The organism is Neiella holothuriorum, assembly GCF_019457915.1.
Taxonomy (GTDB): Bacteria; Pseudomonadota; Gammaproteobacteria; order Enterobacterales; family Neiellaceae; genus Neiella; species Neiella holothuriorum.
Genome location: NZ_JAHZSS010000001.1, coordinates 29,817 through 51,797 on the forward strand (window position 1 = coordinate 29,817; position 21,981 = coordinate 51,797).

Annotated in this window: 16 protein-coding genes; 8 read left to right on the forward strand and 8 right to left on the reverse strand. The window is 48.0% G+C overall.

Going from position 1 to position 21,981, the window contains the following annotated elements:
* Positions 1-82: 82 nt before the first annotated feature.
* The 4 genes from K0504_RS00105 (at position 83) to K0504_RS00120 (ending at position 4,520) form a co-directional block, all read left to right on the forward strand.
* A complete protein-coding gene (locus K0504_RS00105) occupies positions 83-1,033 on the forward strand; it encodes a sugar kinase (RefSeq protein ID WP_220102113.1) in 951 nt (316 codons plus the stop codon).
* Positions 1,034-1,068: 35 nt separating this feature from the next.
* Complete coding sequence (eda, locus tag K0504_RS00110) at positions 1,069-1,686, forward strand: bifunctional 4-hydroxy-2-oxoglutarate aldolase/2-dehydro-3-deoxy-phosphogluconate aldolase (RefSeq protein ID WP_220102114.1); 618 nt, start codon at positions 1,069-1,071, stop codon at positions 1,684-1,686.
* Between the two features lie 717 nt (positions 1,687-2,403).
* Positions 2,404-3,000, forward strand: coding sequence for an SCO family protein (locus K0504_RS00115; protein ID WP_220102115.1), 597 nt, complete (start codon positions 2,404-2,406; stop codon positions 2,998-3,000).
* 11 nt (positions 3,001-3,011) lie between these two features.
* Positions 3,012-4,520, forward strand: coding sequence for a methyl-accepting chemotaxis protein (locus tag K0504_RS00120; RefSeq protein ID WP_220102116.1), 1,509 nt, complete (start codon positions 3,012-3,014; stop codon positions 4,518-4,520).
* A 153-nt stretch (positions 4,521-4,673) separates the two neighbouring features.
* On the opposite strand, the gene K0504_RS00125 is transcribed toward K0504_RS00120, so the two are convergent.
* From K0504_RS00125 to K0504_RS00155, 7 genes are all read right to left on the reverse strand, one after another.
* Complete coding sequence (locus tag K0504_RS00125) at positions 4,674-6,008, reverse strand: sugar MFS transporter (RefSeq protein WP_220102117.1); 1,335 nt, start codon at positions 6,006-6,008, stop codon at positions 4,674-4,676.
* A 69-nt stretch (positions 6,009-6,077) separates the two neighbouring features.
* Positions 6,078-7,208: an N-acetylglucosamine-6-phosphate deacetylase gene (nagA, locus tag K0504_RS00130; RefSeq protein ID WP_220102118.1), complete on the reverse strand. Its 1,131-nt coding sequence runs from the start codon at positions 7,206-7,208 to the stop codon at positions 6,078-6,080.
* 14 nt (positions 7,209-7,222) lie between these two features.
* Complete coding sequence (nagB-II, locus tag K0504_RS00135; RefSeq protein WP_220102119.1) at positions 7,223-8,224, reverse strand: glucosamine-6-phosphate deaminase NagB-II; 1,002 nt, start codon at positions 8,222-8,224, stop codon at positions 7,223-7,225.
* 15 nt (positions 8,225-8,239) lie between these two features.
* The gene (gene nagK / locus K0504_RS00140) at positions 8,240-9,154 is read right to left on the reverse strand and encodes an N-acetylglucosamine kinase (RefSeq protein WP_220102120.1); all 915 of its coding nucleotides are present in this window, start codon (positions 9,152-9,154) and stop codon (positions 8,240-8,242) included.
* A gap of 152 nt (positions 9,155-9,306) precedes the next feature.
* Positions 9,307-12,066, reverse strand: coding sequence for a family 20 glycosylhydrolase (locus K0504_RS00145; protein ID WP_220102121.1), 2,760 nt, complete (start codon positions 12,064-12,066; stop codon positions 9,307-9,309).
* Between the two features lie 178 nt (positions 12,067-12,244).
* The gene (locus tag K0504_RS00150; RefSeq protein ID WP_220102122.1) at positions 12,245-14,890 is read right to left on the reverse strand and encodes a TonB-dependent receptor; all 2,646 of its coding nucleotides are present in this window, start codon (positions 14,888-14,890) and stop codon (positions 12,245-12,247) included.
* Between the two features lie 531 nt (positions 14,891-15,421).
* Positions 15,422-16,441 (reverse strand): LacI family DNA-binding transcriptional regulator, encoded by a 1,020-nt coding sequence (locus K0504_RS00155; RefSeq protein ID WP_220102123.1) that lies wholly within the window; start codon positions 16,439-16,441, stop codon positions 15,422-15,424.
* Between the two features lie 369 nt (positions 16,442-16,810).
* Here K0504_RS00155 and K0504_RS00160 point away from each other — a divergent pair, with 369 nt between their 5' ends.
* Entirely contained in the window at positions 16,811-18,730 is a 1,920-nt protein-coding gene (locus tag K0504_RS00160) for an EAL domain-containing protein (RefSeq protein WP_220102124.1), read from the forward strand.
* On the opposite strand, the gene K0504_RS00165 is transcribed toward K0504_RS00160, so the two are convergent.
* A complete protein-coding gene (locus K0504_RS00165; protein ID WP_220102125.1) occupies positions 18,690-19,658 on the reverse strand; it encodes a 1-aminocyclopropane-1-carboxylate deaminase/D-cysteine desulfhydrase in 969 nt (322 codons plus the stop codon). The two genes, K0504_RS00160 and K0504_RS00165, sit on opposite strands and share 41 nt — an antisense overlap.
* 69 nt (positions 19,659-19,727) lie before the next feature.
* On the opposite strand from K0504_RS00165, the gene K0504_RS00170 reads away from it, so the two are divergent.
* Genes K0504_RS00170 through gspM form a run of 3 tightly spaced genes read left to right on the forward strand, consistent with a single transcriptional unit; the run spans position 19,728 to position 21,972 of the window.
* Complete coding sequence (locus K0504_RS00170; RefSeq protein WP_220102126.1) at positions 19,728-20,666, forward strand: hypothetical protein; 939 nt, start codon at positions 19,728-19,730, stop codon at positions 20,664-20,666.
* Positions 20,663-21,322 (forward strand): PilN domain-containing protein, encoded by a 660-nt coding sequence (locus K0504_RS00175; protein ID WP_220102127.1) that lies wholly within the window; start codon positions 20,663-20,665, stop codon positions 21,320-21,322. Before K0504_RS00170 ends, K0504_RS00175 begins: the two co-directional genes overlap by 4 nt.
* Positions 21,319-21,972: a type II secretion system protein GspM gene (gspM, locus tag K0504_RS00180; protein ID WP_220102128.1), complete on the forward strand. Its 654-nt coding sequence runs from the start codon at positions 21,319-21,321 to the stop codon at positions 21,970-21,972. The genes K0504_RS00175 and gspM overlap by 4 nt, the downstream gene beginning before the upstream one ends.
* Positions 21,973-21,981: the final 9 nt, after the last annotated feature.

Below are 21,981 nucleotides of genomic sequence, written 5' to 3' on the forward strand. Positions count from 1 at the left end.
GTCAGCAGCCCCTCTGCTGCTGATCTTGTCTCTGATTCCTTTGCCGGTGATGTTTTAGACCAGCGGAGCGTAAAACGTAATTATGAAGAATGTTTATTTATTTGGTGAGTGTATGGTTGAACTGTCGCGTACGAGCGATGGTTTACTCAAGCAGTCTTATGCTGGTGACGTATACAACACCGCAGTTTATTTAAAGCGCGCATTCAATGACTTCAACGTCAATTTCTTCACCGCAGTTGGTGAAGATCCGTTGAGCGATGAGATGGTCGCAGCTTTTGAAAAAGAAAATGTCAACACCGATATGGTTCAGCGTGTGCGAGGTAAAGCGCCCGGTCTGTATATGATTTCTGTTGATAACTCAGGCGAGCGTAGCTTTTCTTACTGGCGTAACGACTCTGCTGCTCGTCAAATCATGCAATTTGTATCTGCTGAAAATGTTGGTTACCTGTGTATGGGTGATCTGTTTTTCTTCTCAGGTATTTCGTTGGCGGTTATTACGCCAAACGAGCGCGACATCTTCTGGCAATTGCTTCGCAAGCTAAAAGACTCCGGCGTTCGTATCGCTTTTGATCCTAATTATCGTGCACGCATGTGGGCCGATAAAACCGAAGCGAAGATCCAGTTTGAGCGTGCTTTCCGCATGTCTGACTTGGTTATGCCTGGTATTGAAGAGCTTGAACAGCTATATGGCTTCACCGAGTTTAGCAAAATCCAAGATTTCTGTAGCGCCTTTGGCATCGAAGAGCTTGTTGTTAAGAATGGCCCAGAGAGTGTTTGCTGTATTCGTGACGGTGAGTTGAGTGAAATCGACATCACTCCGGTAGAAACTGTGGTTGATACCACCTCTGCTGGTGATTCGTTCAATGGCGTCTATTTAGGTGCCCGCATGAGCGGTATCGGTGTCGCTGAATCTGTTCAGCTAGCAGCCGCAGCTGCAGGCGAAGTGATTCAACATCGTGGTGCCATTATTCCGAGCCAAGCGTTTGCGGATAAGATGGGCCCACTGGTTGAACAACACGCTGTAGAAAAGTAATAAACGCTGTAATAACGAATAAATTAGGAACATCCATGAAATCTTTTTCTCAACTGATGGACGGCCAAACGCTGCTGCCTATCATTCAAGCTGACTCTGTTGAAGAAGGCGTGAACATTGCTGGCGCTATGGCTGAAGCTGGCTTAAACGTTGTTGAAGTCGTACTGCGCTCAGATGCATCGCTTGATGCAATGAAAGCGATTAAAGAAGCTTATCCAGATTTGATTGTTGGTGCGGGCACTGTGCTTGATGCCAAAATTTTAGATCAAGCAATTGCAGCTAAAGCAGACTACATTGTTACCCCATGCGTAACACCTGCATTGCTGGAAGCATTGGCTAACTGTGGCGTACCAGCGATTCCTGGTGTTGCTAACTGTGCTGATATTGCTTTGGCACGCGACGCTGGTTTCCGCGAAGTGAAGTTGTTCCCTGCGTCTTTGGCCGGTGGCATTCCATTCCTGAAAGCTGTTTCTACTGTTTTCCGCGATATGACGTTCTGCCCAACTGGCGGCATTAATGCTGACAACAAAGCTGACTTCCTAGCGCTGCCAAACGTTATTGCTTGTGGCGGTACTTGGGTATGTCAAAAGGATTGGGTTGCTGAAGGTAACTGGCAAGCAATCACGGATGCATGCCGTAAAGCCAACGCTTAATACGCAATTATGCAGCCTTTAGCTGCACTGCAAAAAACGCTCGTAGCCTTTGGCCGAGCGTTTTTTTTGGCTCAAATTATTGGTATCAACACAGGTCCTAGCCGTAAATTGTTTATTGGTCACATTAATTGGTCATACAGGTTAGTTGTTAATTAATTTTTAGTTGCCATTTTGGTCAGGCCACAGTAGTATTTATCTCGTGGGTTTTGGCAGATCTTTTGTGTGATTTGGGGTCTGCCTAACACTTCAGTCCTACTTCTCTATTAGCGAACACGGTGGCCGTTTGCTATAGAACCCCCTCCCAAGAGGACTTCGCGGTATCAGAATTGATACCGCGTTTTTTTTGCCTGAAATTTGTCTAGTAATTAATCAGTTATCGCTTATCAATTGATTTATTTGGTCTATCCAATTAAATCGAAGCGCTGTTCTCGTGGTCATTCCAATCTAAGATTTTAAAGCCTGCTATGACTGATTCTGGGTAATAGAGCTAATGTCGAAATGTAGTGATGAACGGTAACTAGCGCGCAGTATTTGTATTTTGATGACCGTATGAGCTGTATCGACAAACAATTTAATCTGGATCTCGATTTCGTAAAATTCATTATTGGAATCAACAGATAGCAACAATATGGTCTAGTTTTAAAGGATATTGTTGTCGCTATGACATGTAGTCACTAGGCGCTCGAAGTTGGTTTGCTTTAATTATGGGAGCTTGGATTGGGTGTTCGTATTGCCTCTATTGCCGCAGTATTTCTCGCAGTCATTGTATTAGCTGCAGCGTTACCTTGGCTGCCCTCGTTACTTCAGTCTGAACCTTACTATGGTTTACGCGTAGATAAGACTGCCTACGATTTCCCATTTGAAAATACTAACAATAGCGAGCAGCGTTTAAGTGATTTGAAAGGACGATACGTTTACTTGCTGTTTGGCTATTTGCGCTGTGCGGACATATGCCACCGTCAGGTGGCCAATATGTTGGCACTAAATAATCAGTTATCAGAACAAGCCGTGAGTTTCGTGTTTGTTAGTCTCGATCCGGAGCGAGATGCCAGTAACCAACTGCAAGCCTATTTTGATAGCCAAGGGCAACATTTTCATAGTGTGCGGCCCAACAATGAAGCGGCAGCTCATGCGTTGGCAAATGAATATAACGAATATTTTATTAAGACCGGGGAGGGCGCAGGCTACGATATTGACCACTCTGGCTTCATGTACGTGGTGAATCCCGACGGAAAGTTAAGTCTGATCTACACCAACAGCAAACTGAATGTTGAGGCCATGCTCAACGACTTAAAACAATTACAACGAAGTTAAGGCGAGACCCTATGAATGTTTCATCCTATGCGCACCAAGAGCGCCTGAAGTCTGACCGTTTTATGCTCGGCATCTTGTTGGCTCATGTGCCATTTGCCGGTCTGTGGGCGCCAATGTCTTATGGCACGACAGGCTTTGCGTTAACTGCATCGCTCTTAGTTGCTGCATTGGCTGGGATAGGGTTTACCTTAGCCAAAGGAACCAGAGCATTTTCAGCGCTCGCGGCAATGTGCTTAATGTTGTTTTCGGCGATTTTAATTCAAGCCCAAATGGGGCGGATGGAAATGCATTTCCATATCTTCTCCGCGCTTGCTTTTACGCTTATTTATCGGGATTGGGTACCGGTGATAGCAGCTGGTGCCACCATTGCTGTTCATCACCTATTACTCACCGCGTTGCAACTTGGCGACGTATCTCTGGGTAGCATGCCGATCATGATTTACAACTACGGCTGTAGCTGGTCCATCGCATTTTTGCATGCATTTTTTGTTGTGATGGAATCGGCTGTATTGGTGTATTACTCCGTTCGTATGCGACGCGAACAAATGTTCAGTTATGCACTAATTGATGCTGTTCGGGATGTGGCCGATAACAACAACCTGCAGACTCGAATTGCTGCCGATGGTGAAGAAGTAGCGGCTACCGCGTTTAACGAAATGATGGATAGTATTGCCGATCTCTTTAGAGTGATGAGTTCTTCGGTAATTGAGCTGCAAAAAACGGCCGGTCAACTGTCAAACCTCAGTGACATAACCCACGATGTGATGGCGATCCAAATGGGTCAAACTCAGGAAGCCGCTACGTCGATGAATGAAATGTCGATGACCATCAACGAAGTTGCGCGTAATGCTCAAGGCGCGGCAACATCCGCCGGTAACATCGATACGCAAGTACGTGATGGCGGCAAGTTGGTAACGCAAGCAATCGATCGCACCGATCAATTATCTAATGCGTTAGCGAATGCGTCACAGTCGATCAGTGAGTTAAACGGCAACGTGCAAACCATTTCATCAGTGGTAGAAGTTATTCAGAGCATTTCGGAACAAACTAATTTGTTAGCGCTGAATGCCGCCATTGAAGCAGCCCGAGCCGGAGAACAAGGCCGAGGATTTGCGGTTGTTGCCGATGAAGTGAGAGCGTTAGCTGGGCGTACTCAGGAGTCCACCGGTGAAATCCAAACTATGATCGAGAGTTTGCAGCAGGGCACAAATCAAGTCGTCAGTTCAATGGAAACCGGTCATCAGCATTCCTCAGAAACGGCAACCAACATTCATGAAGCAGGCTCGGTATTAGCCAGTATTGAAGAAGCCATTTCTCAAATGCGCGACATGAACGATCAAATTGCTGCCGCGGCAGAAGAGCAGTCGGTTACTGGCGATCATATCAACCAAAATGTGGAAGATATCAGCAGCCAGAGTAGTAAAATTGTTGAGCAAACAGACCAACTGACTAATTTTGCGAAAAATCTCAATGATATTGTGGGCGAGTTTGAAGGCCTAATCGCGCGGTATCGGGTCTAGTAACTCACTGAACAAAGGCGTGTAGAATGAAGGACTTGTGCCATGCCGAGTTACATTGTTGATGATAAATCGTGTTGCTGGCTTCCAAGCCTAATGTTGTAATAAAAAGCCGCTCCCTTGAGCGGCTTTTTTGTCATTGGTTCGTGGCGCCGGTTAGCTATGCCACTCTCGTTTCTTGTGGCCGGCAATGCCATAGTAAAGGATAAATAGGTAGCAAGGGATTACGATTAGATAGGCGTATTGAGTGCTGCCTAGGTGCGCTAGCTTGCCGAATGCCAATGGAAGAATCGCTCCGCCTGAAATACCCATAATTAGCAATGCTGACCCTTGCGCTGTGTATTTGCCTAATCCTTCAAGCGCCAATGGCCAGATGGATGGCCACACCAGGGCATGAGCAAGTCCCATCATGGCCACAAAAGTGACTGAATCAGGGATTACTGGAATACCACTCCAGCCCCACAAAAATGTGGCAATGGCAGTACTTTCGGTGGACGATAAAATCACTCCTGAGCCACATAGAATACCGGCAATGGCGGAGCCTTTTAGTGCTTGTTCTTGGGTTATGTACTTGGGAATACAAGTGACGCCAATGATGTAACCAATCACCATAAACACCATGGTGTATGAGGTTAGCGACGCAAAGTTCTGGACGTTCAGCCCTTCACCATATAAACCAATCGTATCACCCGCAATGACCTCGACACCTACATAGCAGAACAGCGCTATCGCCCCAAGAACTACTTGTGGAAACTGGGAAATACCCGCTTTGCTATTTACTAGGCCACTATCATCACCTTCAAAATCAAGCTCTGGCAACGAAGAGTATTTGACTAGAGCAATCAAACCGCATAGCACCAGCGCCATGGCAATATAAGGTGTAATCAAGCGTTGTGACAGCTCGTTGAAATGCTGGGTACGAGTAGTTTCATCCATAGCGGCCAGCGCTTCGCTTGAGTAGTCACCTAAGCCCGATAAAATAACCGCAGTGAATACCAATGGCACAATAACGCCGGCACCCTTGTTAATCAGGCCCATGATACTGATCCGCATGGCGGCACTTTCGCGGGGACCAATGTGGACAACATATGGATTTGATGCAGTTTGCAGTATGGTCAGGCCGGTCCCCAAGACAAACAGTGCCAGCAAAAACACCATAAAATTGGCGCTAAACGCCGCTGGTATAAATAGAAGGGCGCCAACGGCCATTATGGTGAGGCCATAGGCCATGCCATTTTTATAGCCGGTACGTTTTAGCAACGAGGACATTGGCAGGGCCATCACCGTATAGGCAATGTAAAACGCGAAGGTCACAAACAAGGCTTGAAATTCATTGAGTTCGCAAATCACTTTTAGAAACGGGATCAGTGAACCATTCAACCACGTGACAAAGCCGAAGATGAAAAACAGGATGCCGATAATCACCATGGGAACAAAGCTTGACGGCTGCCCTGCATCGATGGATTTGGTAGAGTCTGTAGCAGTAGTCATTCTCTCTCCTAACTGTATGTCGTTATTATAATTTATTGTTTAAAACCTATGGCGCTGAAGCGGTTTATGTTAGTAAACACGCTCGCCAGCTAACCAAGTTTGCTGCACCGCAATATCTGAGTTGAGTACTACAAAGTTAGCGTGCTTGCCGGAACTTAAATCGCCCAACAAATGGTCGGTCCGGGCAAATGCGGCAGGGTAGCGGGATGCCATTCTTAATGCTTCTTCGAGCGGCAGCCCGAGTTGCTCGACGGTATTTTTAACCGCGCCAGCCATGTCCAGCACTGAGCCTGCCAATTCACCGGTTTGGGCATTGAGCCTATCGCCGGTGCGAACAATTTCCTGTCCATATAAACGAAAGCTGGGTTGCTCTGCACCGACCGGTGGCATGGCATCGGTAACTAGCATCATTTTGCCGGTGGCTTTGGCACGAACTGCCAATTTTAAGCTGGCTTGATGGACATGATGACCGTCCACAATTAGCCCACACCAAGTGTTTTCATCTAGGAGTGCCGCCCCAACCATGCCTGGCTCGCGCGATTGAAGTGGCGACATGGCATTGAACAAATGAGTAAAACCACGAGCGCCCGCATCAATAGCCTTTTGGACCTGTTCGTAGCTAGCATCCGAATGACCTAAGCAAACCACGACGCCATGTTCGGTTAGTTTGGTGATGTCATCACAGCTAACATTCTCGGGCGCCAAGGTAACAATTACCTGGCCTAAGTCGGCACGAGTAAACTGTGCAAACTCTGAATGGCTAATGCCCCGAATATGTTCTTCGGCATGTACGCCTTTGCGACTAACGCTAAGGTGAGGGCCTTCAAAGTGAATCCCTAAAACGTCAGTTTGGCCTAGCTCAATTGCTTTACTAACGGCATCTGCAGCCTGCTTCATGACTGTCAGATCGTCGGTGATCACCGTTGGGAAAAAACCGGTAGTGCCAAATTGGCGGTGGGCATGGCCAATACAAGAAATGGTATCCAGTGTTGGTTGTTGGTTAAACAGTTTGCCGCCACCGCCATTAACCTGTATGTCAATAAAGCCGGGAGCCACGAGACCTTCGAGGCATGTTGCCTGCGTGGGCTCAATGGCATTTTTAATCAGCGTGTCGATACAGCCGTTGGCAACAGTAAAGGCAACGTTTGCTAACAACTGCTGGCCATCAAAGAACTGCTTGGCGAAAAACTGCTTTGTCATGGTGTTCTCTATCGTTACAGGGTTTTAGTCACTTTTTTCAAGCCTTTGGGCTCATCAGGATTTAACCCCATTTCTGTCGCAATGTGGGCAATATCAAGATAAAAACGTTGCAACACTAACAATGGTGCCATTCGTGGATGAACGTCTTTTATCACTTGGGTAAGGTGGGCGACATCTGCTCCACGCTGTTTTACTTCTTTGATTTGCTCGCGATGTGCTTGTTGTGCTTCATCGGCGATATCGCAGTCGATAATGGTGAGCTGCTGCTCCACAAGCGTGACCGGGCCATGTAAAAACTCAGCACTGCTAAAAGCTTCAGCATGAATCGAACACACTTCTTTTAATTTCAACGCGAGCTCTTTGGTTACGGCGTAGCCAAGACCGCGCCCTAACACGACTAAGTTGCGTTGATTTTCAATTGCCGCGAAGGTGAGCTGTGGTTGGCTAGCTATCACTTGGTTTAACGCGTCAGGCAATTGCGGTAAGGCTTCAATCAACGACTGACTATTGCTCCAGTAAGCCGTCAGTTGCAGCAGCGCAGACAAGGTTGCTAGGTAGCTTTTGGTGGCCGCCACTGAATTTTCTGGGCCGGCGCTTAGCGGCAGAATGTCATCTGCTAGAGCAGCTAATGGTGAAGTCTCATCATTAACCAACGCGATGCAATAGGCGCCAGCGGCCTGGCACATTTTTGTTTGTTCGAGAATGTCTGGGCTGCGGCCTGATTGTGAAATGGCGATGACCAATGTGTCGGCCAGCTTGAGTGATTTGCCATAGATGCTAACTACCGAAGGTGCCGCCGCGGCTACCGGCACGCCGGTTTCAATTTCAATCAAATACTTTGCAAACACACCGGCATGATCCGATGAGCCGCGACCAATGATCATGACCATTTTCGGTGGATTGGCTTGTAGCTTTTGTGCCACAGCCATTACTTTGTCTTGGTTTTTTCGGAACTGCTCGGCAATCACTTGAGGCGTTTGCGCGGCTTCTTGTTCCATAAGCGTTTTCGAATTCATTTCATTGATACCTAATTAACGGGCACGATTTGCTTGGCGTTGTTGCAATTGCTGGTGGGCAAACAACACGGCGCCAATTTCCGGAGGCTGCTGGGCTGGCTGGATTTGGTTGGCAACTTGTTCGTCGAGCCAATCGGTATACAGCGCAGTTAAACCGCCAATCATCGAAATACGAGGTGGATTAACTTGCATTAATCGCTTAGCGACTGCACTTATGTATGCCGCGCCATCTTTGATGATGCCGGTGGCGAGCGGGTCGCCCTTTGCCGCAGCTGCAAACACTAAGCCTGCGAGTTTGGCGTAGTAGTTGGCATTTTTACCTGCCACTTCTTCCACCAGCGAAACATCGTCAGTGCAGTCGAGTTGAGTGCTTACTAACGCAGGGAGTTCGGAGTCTGCAGTTAAACCATCCAGTGCTTTTAGACTTTGTTGCACCGCTTGCAAGCCAATCCAAGCGCCACTTCCTTTGTCGCCCTGAGGGAAACCATGAGCGCCAATCATCAATTGTTTGCCGTCAACCAGAGCGTAACCACATGATCCCGTTCCTGAGATGATCACTGCGCCATCTTGCCCCTGATGGGCCCCTAGACAAGCGATATGTAAATCGGTGGTCAGGTGCATGGCGGCAAATGGGTGCTGCCATTGATCTACCTTTTGAAAGTACTTGGGCAAATTAACGCCCGCCAAGCCAACGCCAGCAATTAATTGGCTCAACGTTTCCTTGGGGAGGTTGGCATCGGCCAAAGCCAGTTGCGCGGCTTTAACAATGGAGTCAATGGCCTGTTCAAAACTATGTGTTGGGTTGGCAGGGCCCGCTAATCCAACACCGAGGATTTCGTTTTGTTCATTCATCAACACAGCTTTGCATTTACTGCCGCCTCCATCGATACCGAGGTAAAGCGGTGTTGATTTGTCGTTACTGATTTGCATTGAAATGCCTCTTAAAATCTAATCGAACTGGCTGTTAAGAACTTGTTATGCCGTGTCGATAATTCATCCTAACCTAAAAATGACAGCGCTGTCATTTGTTTTTTTGTTGGTTTAACTGTCTTTGTTTTTTAAATAAATTAACTATCTGTTTATTAATAATTAGTTGCTTCTGTTTGGGAGCCAATATAGTGGCTAACTCGGCTAAATCTGGTGCGATCAAATGACCGACTACGAAATTCAGTTGCTAGCGCTGCAGATATTGGTTGATGGTAAGGCTGCCACTCGCCACCGTTTTGACGGTATTCAATGGCGATGCCGTTAAACGGAATATGTGCGTGAAGCTGATCGGCGACGACTTCGAAGCCAACCACAGGCAGACGGTAATTAACGCTAGCGTGCTCTAATTTGGCCAGTTCCTTGGCGCCCACAACATCACTAAAACGTTGCCAGTCTTGTGCTCTTTGTTGGCGTTTGTCGACCGTAAAATGATTGCTGTCTGGGCCGTAAACGGCGCCTTGATAATCGTACGGGATTGCCCACTCGGCCTGATGCCAAGCACGTTCAGCTAGGGCCAACAAGCGCGGATATATTTTGAATTCAGCTAGCGCATCGCTGTAGGTGTTCTCGCCCCAAAATTGCCCCTGAATACCAATGAACGCCGAGTCTTGTTGCAGTGGCTGGTGCGTTACGAGACCGGAGCTATCGATTTGTTTGCGATCATCGGCCTGATAAGGCTTGCCGTGACGATCGCTCCAGAACTCTGCATGGGCGGGCAAATTCTCTGGCATCAACTCAAATACTTTCATGGTGTCCGTTTGGCGCGAAGCCCAGTAATAACCATGTTCTTTAGGATGGGCTTGATATGGAAAGTCGAAATACAGCGCGTCAGGTACTGAAATAACGGCTTGCCAGTCTCGATTGGCGAGTTGATGAGCAACATGATGTCCTTGGAAAAAGAGCGGTGCCCACGCATTGGCTTGCACGATCTGCGGCATGTTGGTTGTCTTGGTATGTTCCAAGCCATCGCTCCACGCTGCTACTTCAATCCCTTTCTTGGCCAACAATTGACTAACGCGTTCAACAAAATAAGCGCCCAGCTGGCTTGCATTAGAAATACCTAGCTCGTTGTTGGCTAACAAGGCTTTGCAATTTGGTGATTCCACCCAAGCGCCAGCCGTTTCATCGGCGCCGATGTGGTAGCGCGTTAGCGGCTGACCTGCGGCTTGATGCATGGCGGCAACTTCTGTCATCACCTTATCGATAAAGTCATAAGTGCTTTGCTGGCAGACATTGAGGGTATTGTCGGTGTAATACTGTATCGACTCGTACTCAGTCACATCATCGGCATCGTGCAGCACGTATTGGTTTGCTAATTCAGGCTTGTTTTGCTGCATGTATTTGTGAAAGCGAGCGGCCATTGCCACAACCGCCGCACGTGAGTGGCCGGGCATATCGAGTGATGGGATTACCTGAATGTGACGGGCACTGGCTGCCTGCAATATTTGCTGGTATTGCGCGACGGTAAAGTAACCATTGTTGGCGTCATCTTTGGCCACCACGCCTAATTGAGGTAGCAGACAGGTTTGCTCTTGCAGATCGAAACAGCGTTGACCACCAATGGCCGTTAGCTCTTCTAGGCCGGGGATTTGTAATCGCCAGCCTTCATCATCGGCAATGTGCAGGTGTAATTTGTTGAGCTTATACGCTGCCATTTGGTCGAGCAATTTGACTATAAACTGTTGTGAGCGGAAGTTGCGGGCTACATCAACCAACATGCCTCGAAAACCAAAGTGGGGTTGATCGACAATCGTGAGGGCAGGGAGCAATAGATCATCGAGTTTGATAAGCCCAGCCAGTGACTGCAAACCATAAAAAACACCGGCCGCATCCGTACCGATAATTCGTATTTCGGAAGCGCTGATGGTCAGGCGATAGCTTTCAGGTGTTTGTAACTTATTGCTCTGCTCTAGCCGCAAAGGAATGCCTGATGGTTGCTGGCCAATACCTAACTTAGCTAGCCGACTTAACGCTGCTGCTACAGATTTCGACTCGACGTTGCCAAAATCGATGTGAACGCCTTTGGCAAGGTCAACCACAGGTTTAGTGGTGTGTTGCGCCAATTGCAAAGGTGCTGGAATCAAGCTCACCTGATTTGCAACTGGCTCATTGAGCAACGGAGTCTGATAGCGCTGATACAAGGCCTCGTCTTTCATCATGACGAGGGCGCCGTTGTCGCGCTCGGCTTGATTGCGAATTAAGTTGTCGTAGTGATAGCCACTGGCAAATGCTGGCGCATTTAGACCCGTATCGGCATCGCGTTGCCAGCGGGTGCTGTCGATGACTTTGGCCTGCACTGAATGCTGCAACGATGTTGAATCATCTGCAGCGACAAGATAGTTGGGCAAAGCATCGGAGAGTGAAAGCGACCAGTTGTCGGCCCAGAAGGTAATTGTTTTAGTTTGTCCTGCTATTAATCCGTTGAAGTGTTCTGTCAGCGACAGTTTGTGCAACACACCATTGACTGGACTAATGGTGAATTCACGGCTCTCAACCGATTGAATTCGGTTAATGTGGCTAAAGTAAATGGCCCAACCATCAGTCGCGAAATCTTCACTAACGGTGAGATGCAGCTGCGCTTGAAAGCATTTGCCTTCGGCGCGATCCGTTGCACATTGCTCGTTTGGGATATTGCTCACCAACTCATACTCAACTTGCAGGTTTTGGGCAAGACGGTCGATCGCCGTTTGCGTCAGCTCCGAGGCGGCATTGCTTGAGTTTTCACTGAGCAATGTCGACTTGAGCGTAGCCGTGTTGCTGAGGCTTTTGTCTGCGGAATGATGAGGCTGACAGGCAACTAAACTAAACAGCAAGCTGGAGGAAAAAGCTGTCAATGAGATATAGCGAAAATTCATAACAATTCCGGAGTTTCAATTAATAGCTTGTTGAACATGCAGTGCGCTGGTTTTATGGCATTTGCTACTCAAAACCAACCATGGTTTAGGCGCCAAGTAGGTTTAAAAAAGCCAGGCGGTGGTGCCTGGCTAAAACCGGTTGGCCATCATCCTTGACGACCATGCACACACTTAGTTATTAGAACGTCAGATGAACACCGGCAACGTAGCGTCGGCCATTTTCATAAATGGACATCACGCGGTCTTTGCTCGTGTTGTATTCGACGATTTGCTCATCGTTCAGGTTCATGGCTTCGAATATTACTCTGATGTTCTCTGTCACTTGGTAGTTGGCACTGAAGTCAATTTGACCAAAGCTGTCATTCCAAACTTCATCGCCAGAGAAATGCAGGCCTTTGTACCATTCGCTACGGTAGTTATACATCAAGCTGGCACCATAGGTTTCAGTCTCGTAGTACACAGTAGCGTTGTACATATGCTCAGAAGCGCCTTCTACTAAGCCCGAGCCAGCAATTGATTCGTCACGTTCCTGATCGTTCTCAGCATTGGTGTAGGTGTAGTTGGAGGCAATACCAAAGTTACCAAATCCTTGTTGATAACCAATTTCGATCCCATCGGTTGAACCACCTAAGCCGTTTTTAGGTTGCGTCACAGCCACATCAACCCATTCGTCGTCCTGCTCGTTATAGAACTCTTGAACAGTAACGCCGCTGGTACGGTAGCTTTTTACATCTTTATAGAAGTAGGTCAGTGACAGCAGCGAAGCGTCATTGAAATACCATTCCCAGGCAACATCAAACTGGTTAGCAATTTCTGGATCAAGGCTTGGGTTACCGGCAGTGGCAGTTGGGTATTCCACATTGAGTGCGCCCACTGAAACTGTTGGTGCTAAATCTGAGAAGTTGGCTCGAGCCATGACGCGGCCAGCGGCAAAACGCAGGATTTGATCATCGGTCAGATCGAATGCAACATTCAGGCTTGGCAGCACTTCGGTATAAGTGCGTTCTTCGCTAACCCACTCCATATAGGAAGGTGTTAGCCATTCGCGGTCAACCGTGTGGAAGCCCCATGAATCGCTGCTGAAATTGTAGCTTTCAGAAGTTTGCTCAGTATCAACCACGCGAACACCAACGTTACCGCGGAAGTTGTCGCCGGAGAAAGAACCTTTAACATAGGCCGCGGTGATGGTTTCGTTAATAGCCCAGATTTCACCGAGGTTGTCGCTAATGGCGTAATCAGCTTGGTCACCAAACCCTAAGTGCCAAAAGGCGCTTTTATTGCCGTCGAGTTGATTGACAATGTTGCCGCCAACCACATCGCTTGCCACTTTGTGAACGCCACTGGATTGATCGCAGGTATCCAACGTTGGGCAGTTGCCAAAAGCTTCGGCCATGTAGTTTGGGTAGTCTGGGTTATCAGTGGTTTCAGGACCGTGCCAGCTATAAGCTTGACGTTCTTGGCTGCGATCGTGGTCGCGGTATTTCAAGCCCACTTTAATTTCTGAAAAAGCACCGAATTCGACTGGGATCTCTAAGTCCACTTGGGCGTAAAGCTCTTCATCTTCAGTTGGTTTGTTGCCACCCCAGGTCCAATTTTGGCTCCAAACTGAGCCGTCCGTTGGATCGGCATCAATGTTGACCGTTGGTTTACCTGTCAGGTCAAAGTCGTAACCAGCGGTGATGTTGGGTACGAAGCTCCATGACGTTTCGTTATAGGTGCCGCCTTCTGCATCGGTGTAACCGACTTGCGCATGAAGAAAATAATTGTCGGCTTGGTAGTTCATTTCCAAGTCGTAGGAGTTTGTTTCAGTGCGTGATTCGCGGTTAATGAAATCCCACTCGTACGAGCCATCCATTACAGATGCTGCTTGCACGTTGGTGCCGCTGAGCACAACATCTTCCAATTCGCTCAAGTCATTCTGTGGACGAACCAGCAAGTTGATGTTCTGGTTATCTGATTCCAACTCGGATGTAAGGATATTCAGGGAGAAGTCCAATTCATCGCTTGGGGCATATTGGAAGCTGGCGAAAATAGTTTCACGTTCGCGATCTTGGCGGAAAATTGGAGCACCGATATCTTTCGGTGCTTTAATGCCTGCCTCGTCTGCTGGGGTCCAGCCTAAGACTTCTAAACCTTCACGCTGAACCGTGCGGTCTTGTTTGACGACTGAGATTAATGCGCCAAAGGTTTCATCTTCGTTTTTCCACGAATAGAACGCATCCAGTAGTGGGTCGGTTTCTTCTGATGATTCGGAATATAGTGCTTCAATGCCGATTTTGATGGTATTAGCATCCAAATCCAGTGGCTTATGGGTATTCATGATCACTGTGCCGCCAATCGAACCTTCGTCGATGTCAGCTTCTGGCGCTTTGTAGACTTCTAAGCTTTTTACCAACTGTGACGGCAGCAAAGTGAAGTTAAAGCCGCGAGATGGTTGGTCTAAGATGAACCAGTCTGCGGTGGCAACATTCTGACCGTTGAGTAGGGTTCTGTTTTTGGTGGGACCTGATCCGCGAATGGTGATTTTTTCACCTTCGCCAAATTCCCGGCTGATACCGACACCGGTAATGCGCGACAGTGATTCTGCAACGTTTTTGTCTGGGAACTTACCAATATCTTCTGATGTGATGGCATCAACAATGGTGTCTGCGTAACGCTTAGTGTTGATGTTTTGCTTTAAGCTGCTGCGAATACCTGTGATCTCAATTACTTCGGCGTCCTGTGCGGTGTTGGCGGCGTCTTCTGCATATGCGTGCACACCACTGCCGAGTATCGAAACAATGCTGGTTGCTAACAGCTGCTTTCTAAAATTAAAAGATCTCATTGCCCGTTCCCTTCGATTTATTTTTTATTTCAAAACTTATTGATATTCTTGTTCGGCTCAAAATGACAGCGCTGTCATATTGATGATTAAAACTTACACGCAATCATTCTCATTTGCCACTATAAATTAACAAAAAAGATACAATTGACATCCAAGCCACTGAAACTAAATGCTTTAATTTGTTATTTTGAGAGATCTTGATGTGTTGATGTAAACGTTTTTGGTCGATTTTTCAGCTATTCTCTTGTCTTGGTTGGCTGATTTATCGACAACAAATTTGACCGCAAACGACATAGAGGAACTGCTGCTAAAACCATTTTTAACTGAATATTTTTAAGGGGTGGGTTGTTTGATTTTGTGATTAGTTGAGGAGCTTAGGAAGTGAAAAAAGTTGCCCAGAGAGTTGTCGCACCATGTGTCGCTAAGCCGGCCAAAGCAAATTGAAATGAGAAGCGCTGCTTTGCTATAAACTAACGTCTTTCTATAGCGAATTTGGTTCTTATTGAGGTGCTGAATAAAACTGACTTTTGTTTAACTTGGCGCTTGTTGACTAGAATCTCGAATGACCAACTTAGGCGTGAATAGTCGGCAAATCTCATTGGCTGATTGATTGCGAGTGTTGGCAATCAAAAGCGAAGTTGCTTGGCTGGCGATTTGTTGATTGGGCTGATGTGCGGTGGTTAATTTGGGCCAAGTTTGACGTGAGAAGGGGCTATCCTCAAAGCCGACAATGGATAGCTCGTCGGGAATACTAATGTTTTTAAGCCGAGCCGCGAACAATGCGCCGGCGGCGGTTTCATCATTACAGCAGAAAATAGCACTCGGTTTTTGTTCTAATTCCAATAGCTTGTTGGCTCCGACTACGCCCGAATCAAACGAGTAATCTCCCGCTACAATCAAATCATTTTGTGGCGCGACATGATGCGCCTTGAGTGCCGCTTGGTAGCCAGATAAACGCTCAAAACTGGATTGGTGTTCGTCACTACCGCCAATAAAGGCAATGTCTTTGTGGCCCAATTGAATCAAATGGTCGGTGATATCTTGTGCCGCTTGATGATCATCAATCATCACGCACGAATCGGAGTCTTGTTCAGCACCACTGCCAGAAATAATGCGGACATAACGAACATCAAGCTGATCCAGCATGGCAATGACGTCATCGTTTTCGGAGAAAGGCGGCGTCAACACCAAGCCTGTGATTCGTGACTGTTTGATCATTTCCTTGATTTCATCAAGGATGCCATCTGACTTGGAATTGCAGGGGTGGATCACCAGCTCAAAGCCTTGCTTGCGGCATTCCGACAAAATACCGTTTTGCATGTCGATAATGTAATAGGCATTCGGATTGTCGTAGATGAAGCCGATGGTATACGACTTAGTACCAGCGAGGTTTCGAGCCGCCTGATTGGGTTGATAGTTCAGCTCAGCAGCCGCGGCCATTACTTTATCGCGGGTATTTTGACGGACACTTTCTTCATTATTAATGACGCGTGAAACGGTTTTAATGGAGACGCCAGCAAGTTTGGCAACATCATTAATGGTGACTTTCATATTCGGCGCAAATTCCATTTTCAAATAACAGGCGTTAACGGCCGATAGGTTATTGTCTTCACTGATGAGCGGCAACTATTTATTGAGAAAATGCCGGCAAGCGCAATTATTCGAAGAGTTAACGATTGGTAGTAAACAGCAAGCCAATGTGATGCAGGCGATTTGACAGCTGATTATGTGGCGATCATTCGCTCGAAAGGCGGTTCGGTGTCACCATTTATTGGTCGTCACAGTAGGATACGAGCAAAAGACCTAGTTTTGTCAGGGTTATAGGGGCTGGTTGCCACGCTTTTTTATTGGGCGAACCTGCCATCTGCGGCTAGTATAGCTATTGAATGCCCCGTATTTCGCCCAGTAAGGAGTCTGAGCATGAGATTAACCCAGCGTCTGACCACAATGTGGTTGGTGAGCACGCTCATAGCAGTGAGCCTGACGGCTGTGGGGATCTTGTGGTCAGTTCAGACCTTGGCACAGCAGCGCCAACAGCAGCGCATTGAACAGATTGCTCAACAAGTCGCATCTGTCTTAGCTGAATCAGAGCAGCCTACAGTCTCGTGGCAGGGCCCACCTCTTTGGTTAACCACTGCGATGGATATTGCTGCCGTGAAGGCGCTGCAAGTTCGCTATGGTGGCCACCTATTGGTTCAACTTGGCGCTCATCAACCTCAACATCGGCAAGTTCAAGTCACGCTGCACAACGACAATCGGGCGTTGCAATTAACCGCTAGTTTCAATAACCCTTGGCTCGAAGCGAGCTGGAGTTGGTATTCCGTCGCAATTTTACTGTTGATGCTGAGCCTCGTCGGTCTAACCGCATGGCGTGGTAGTTTATGGTTTGTTCGCCGGCTGCAAGAAGTCGACAACATTGGCCTTCGCGCGCAACAAATCCTCAAAGGCGAGATGGTACTTAGCGGTGAAGCCGAAGAGCGCCCGCGGGTGATTCGCCAAGCGCTAGATAAGATGGTGACCGAGCTGCTTGATGCAAGGCAAGAGCGTAGCCGATTTGATGCCTTTATGCGCACCAATACGTTTTTAGATCCGGTCACTGGCTTAGGCAATCGATTGTATTTTGACAATCAAATCAATAGCGCTATTCGAGCCGGTACCGAACATAATTCAGGCTTTGTACTGTTGCTGCAATTTAATCAGTACGATGATATTCAACAACATGAGGATCGCGAATCCTATTACGAAATCCTCAATCATATTGGCCGGTGTCTTTATGATGTTTACGATGCTTACAGCGATAGCTTTTTAGCGCGACGAGGGGAAGGTGATTATGCTGTTCTGCTCCCTGGCACACATCCGGATGATATCGAACGCTCCATTAAAAGTGTGTTTCGCTCATTGGGTAAAATCCCAATGCCAAGTTATGTGGATATAGAGCATTGTTTTCACATTGGCGTGGCGTCACTGGAAACCAGTACGGAGTCTTATCAGGTGTTAGCCGAAGCTGATATGGCGCTGCGCGCAGCACAGGTACAAGAAGCCAATACTTGGTTTATGTATCAGCGCAATGAATTACCTCGAAATGAAATTAAAGGCTCAGTACGCTGGCGCACATTGCTTGAAGAGTCCGTTCGCCGGAAGGCTTTTGTGCTGTCATCGCAGCCAGTCGTTACAGCGCTGGATGAAGACATCCATCACTATGAAATGCTACTAAGATTGCGTGATGAAAGCGGCCAAATGATGCCTGCCCAAGTGTTTTTACCGATGGCGCGAAAGTGCGGCATGACCAGCCAAATTGATCGCAATGCCCTGCATCAGCTGCTCAAGTTGATGCGTTACGAAGGCCGTCAGCCAACGCGCTGCAGTATCAATATTGCAATTGATTCATTGCTAGACAGAAACTTTGGCCGCTGGATTGAACTCATTTTGATGCAATACAACGACATCATTGATCGGGTGATTGTTGAAGTGTCAGAGTATTCGTTGAATCAAAATTACGAAGCGGCGCGGCCGATTATTCGAAAATTGAAACAGGCCGGTTGTCTCTTAGCGGTCGACCAAGTTGGACAGAAGATAGTTAGTACTAACTACATTCGAGATCTGGAAGTTGACTATTTAAAGTTGCACGCCAACCTAGTCCGCGACATCGAACAGCGCAGTGAAAACCAACTCTTTGTGCGTAGCTTGCTTGGTGCATGCGAGAACACAACGGCGCGAGTTTTTGCTCTGGCTGTTGAGACTCAGCGAGAATGGCAAACGCTGAAGTCGTTGGGTGTGTATGGCGGGCAAGGGCATTTGTTTAGCGAAGCGTGGCGAGACAGTCCTGCATTTCTGGGATAAGCCGCTGTTGCATCCCTCGCCAACCCTGAAGGCCTCCACTGTGGTACATCAACACGCTGCCATCGGCCGGTAATCGCTTGGCCGCAACTTCTTGAATCACCGCATAAGCCAACTTAGCCGTGTAAACAGGGTCGAGTAACACACCTGTGCGGTCATAAAATGCAGCAATAAACTGCTGCAATTGCGCGGGTAAGCGGGCAAATCCGCCCCATTCATAGCCGGTAAGCCAACATATTGCAGGCTGTAATGATTGGTTATGACCGATCTCAGACTGCACTTCTACTTGCTCTAGCAGCGAAGCGATTCGATGAGGTAGGCTGGCGTCACGCACCGCTGGTACCAACAACAGTTTTTGCCCCGCAGCTAAACCGTGTTGTAATCCAGCCGCTGTGCCGCCACTACCAACCGCTGCGGCAATATAGCGAAACTGGCGCGTTCGTTCATCAAGTAGCTCAGCAACGCCAGTCAACGCGCTAACGGCACTACCACCTTCTGGCAGGATATGATGGCCCGGCAACGCCCAAGTGAGTTGTTGCTCGGGCTGATGTCGCAGGCGGTAATCGGCTCGAGTTACGGGATGAATGGTTGCGCCCCAACGCTGACAGTCTGCTAGGGTCGCCGATTGTGCTGCTGATGCCTCCTCACCACGGATCACGAGCTGGCATGGCAAGCCTAACTGCTGGCAAGCATAAGCAAGAGCATGGGCATGATTGGAATAGGCGCCGCCAAAACTTGTGATGCCTTTGGCACCTGCCGCAATGGCTTGTTGAAGGGGATATTTTAACTTGCGTAACTTGTTGCCACTAACGACGGCATGATTCACGTCATCACGCATAACGCTTATTTGAGCCGAAAACCCGCACCAGAACGAGATATCCAATGCCATAATTGGGCTGGGCTTCACTGTCTCGAACAGAGAATAAAACATTTGTTGCACTTACCCATGAATATCAGATAATTGAAACATTCTGCCACAACTTGGTGATGCCCGAATCGCATGGATGTACCCGGCTGGTTAAAACCTACCTCAGACTGTCAGTTATTCATCGGTCTCTCTGCGTCGCAAGCTACCGTTTTGCTGTCGGCAAAGGGCAAAAGTATTGACCGAATTGTCATTCCTGAACAAACAGCTTCCGCTTGTTTTGAACCGCTTCAACAACTGCTCGTTCAACATAAATTTAAACGTCCCGATGTCACTTTAGTGTTAGCCGATGACTGTTATCAGCAAGCTGAGCTTGATAAACCAGCCGTGCCTGATGAGGAAGTCGCCGCTGCATTGCAATGGTCCGTCAAAGAACTGATCAGCATTGAGCCCGACAATATGCAGCTCGATTACTATGACATGGCGACGGCTGGGACACGCAAACAAGTCATGGTGATAGCAGCCGAACGCGAGTGGCTAAAAGACTGGGGCCACATGTTGGTCAGTAAGCTGCGGGGGCAGTTGCAACAAGTGTTGGTTGAAGAGTTGTCGTTACTCAATTTGTTTTCAGAGGACGAAGTACCAACTGTGCTGCTATGGCAAAAGCCAGGCCGTGAAGTGCGTTTGCTGCTGATTCACAAACAACAACTCTATTTATCGCGCAGTTTACGAGGCTCTGCCAATCTGGAAAACATGGCCTCAGAAATACTACCGAGTGTGATCGATAGCCTCAGCCTAGAGGTGCAGCGGGCGCTCGATTATTTCGAAAGTAATTTAAGGCAACCTCCTGTGAAGCTAGTGAAGCTGGCGGTACCAGAGGCTTGTCGTCAGTTAGTACAGCAGCATATGTCTGCTAATCTAGCAGTTGCCGTTGCGCCGCTTGATGAAGAGACTTTGGCAGATTTTAACCCGACTGAAGATGTTGCCGTATTGCCGTTACTGGCGGCTCGCATGGGGCAAATGACAACTGCGCAGTCAGAGCTTGAAGCCACAGAGGTTGAGCCGACGCTATGAAGAAGCAAGTCGACCTATTCTCACCACAACTCGTCCCCCGGCAACTGCGTATTAACGCACGATTGGTAGCCGGTGTTTGGGGTGTATTAATTGCCATTATGGTGTTTGCTGGCGTCAGTAGCTCAATGGTCGTTACTTCGACTGAGCAAGAAGCTGCAAGCGCGACTCGGGCAAAAAGAAGCTTAGAGCAGCAATATCAAAATTTGATGGCCGCACAAGCCGCTCGTAAAGTGTCGCCAGAACTGTTGGCAGCTTTTGAACAAGCCAAACGCGAAGCGAGTATCAAAGGTAAATTATTACGCTTGGTGGCGGAAAGTGAACAAACCCATGAGCAGCCTTATTCGGCGCTCATGGCTGACTTGGCGTCCGTTGACGAGCCTCGAATTTGGTTACAGCAGATAGCCATTACCGGTCAACAGTTAACCTTGGTTGGTATGGCCGCCGAAGCTGAATTAATCCCTGGATGGATTCAGCAGGTTGGAGAACAAGGCTACTTGAAAGGTAAAAGTTTTAATCAACTGGTGATCAGCGAACAAGAACAACAGCATTCCTTCTCGTTACGTACCGTGCCGGCAGCTACTAGCGGTCACACTGCCAATGCGAGTCGCAAAGCAACTGCATCAACAAGCCCACTTCCCGGAGGGCTGAAGCAATGAATGAACAACTTCAAAAGCTAGAAAGTCGCTACAACGAAATGACACCGCGCGAACGCGGGTTGATTTTTGGTGCCGGCTTAGTGCTGATCAGCATGGTGCTGTATTCCTTGTGGATTGGCCCCAACATGGATCGCGCAGCGTCGCTCGAGCGCAAATTAGCCAGCCAGCAGCAAGACAGTGAAACATTAACGCGTCAGATCGATATGCTGAAAGAAGCATTAAATCGCGATCCCAACGAAGCAACACAGCATCAACTGGATGAGCAGAACGAGCATATCAGCAAGCTCGATACAGAATTGAAAGCGTTGACGGTCGACTTAGTGGCCGCTGAACAAATGTTACCTGTGCTGCGCAGCCTGCTTGCAACATCGCGTGACGTCTCATTGATTGGCTTAACCTCGATTCCCGGCGAACCGGTGCTTGCAGCACAGGATGAAGCCGACACAGATATTGGTATGTATCGTCATGGCGTGACCATCGAAGTGTCCGGTAGTTTTTTCGATATATACCGTTTACTCGAATCCATAGAAGCGTCGCCATGGCGTTTTTATTGGCAAGCGTTTGATTATCAAGTTGCGGAGTACCCGAATGCTAAAGTGCGCATTGTGCTGTACACCTTAAGTACCAACGAGGACTACATCCGTGTGTAATCGAGCAAC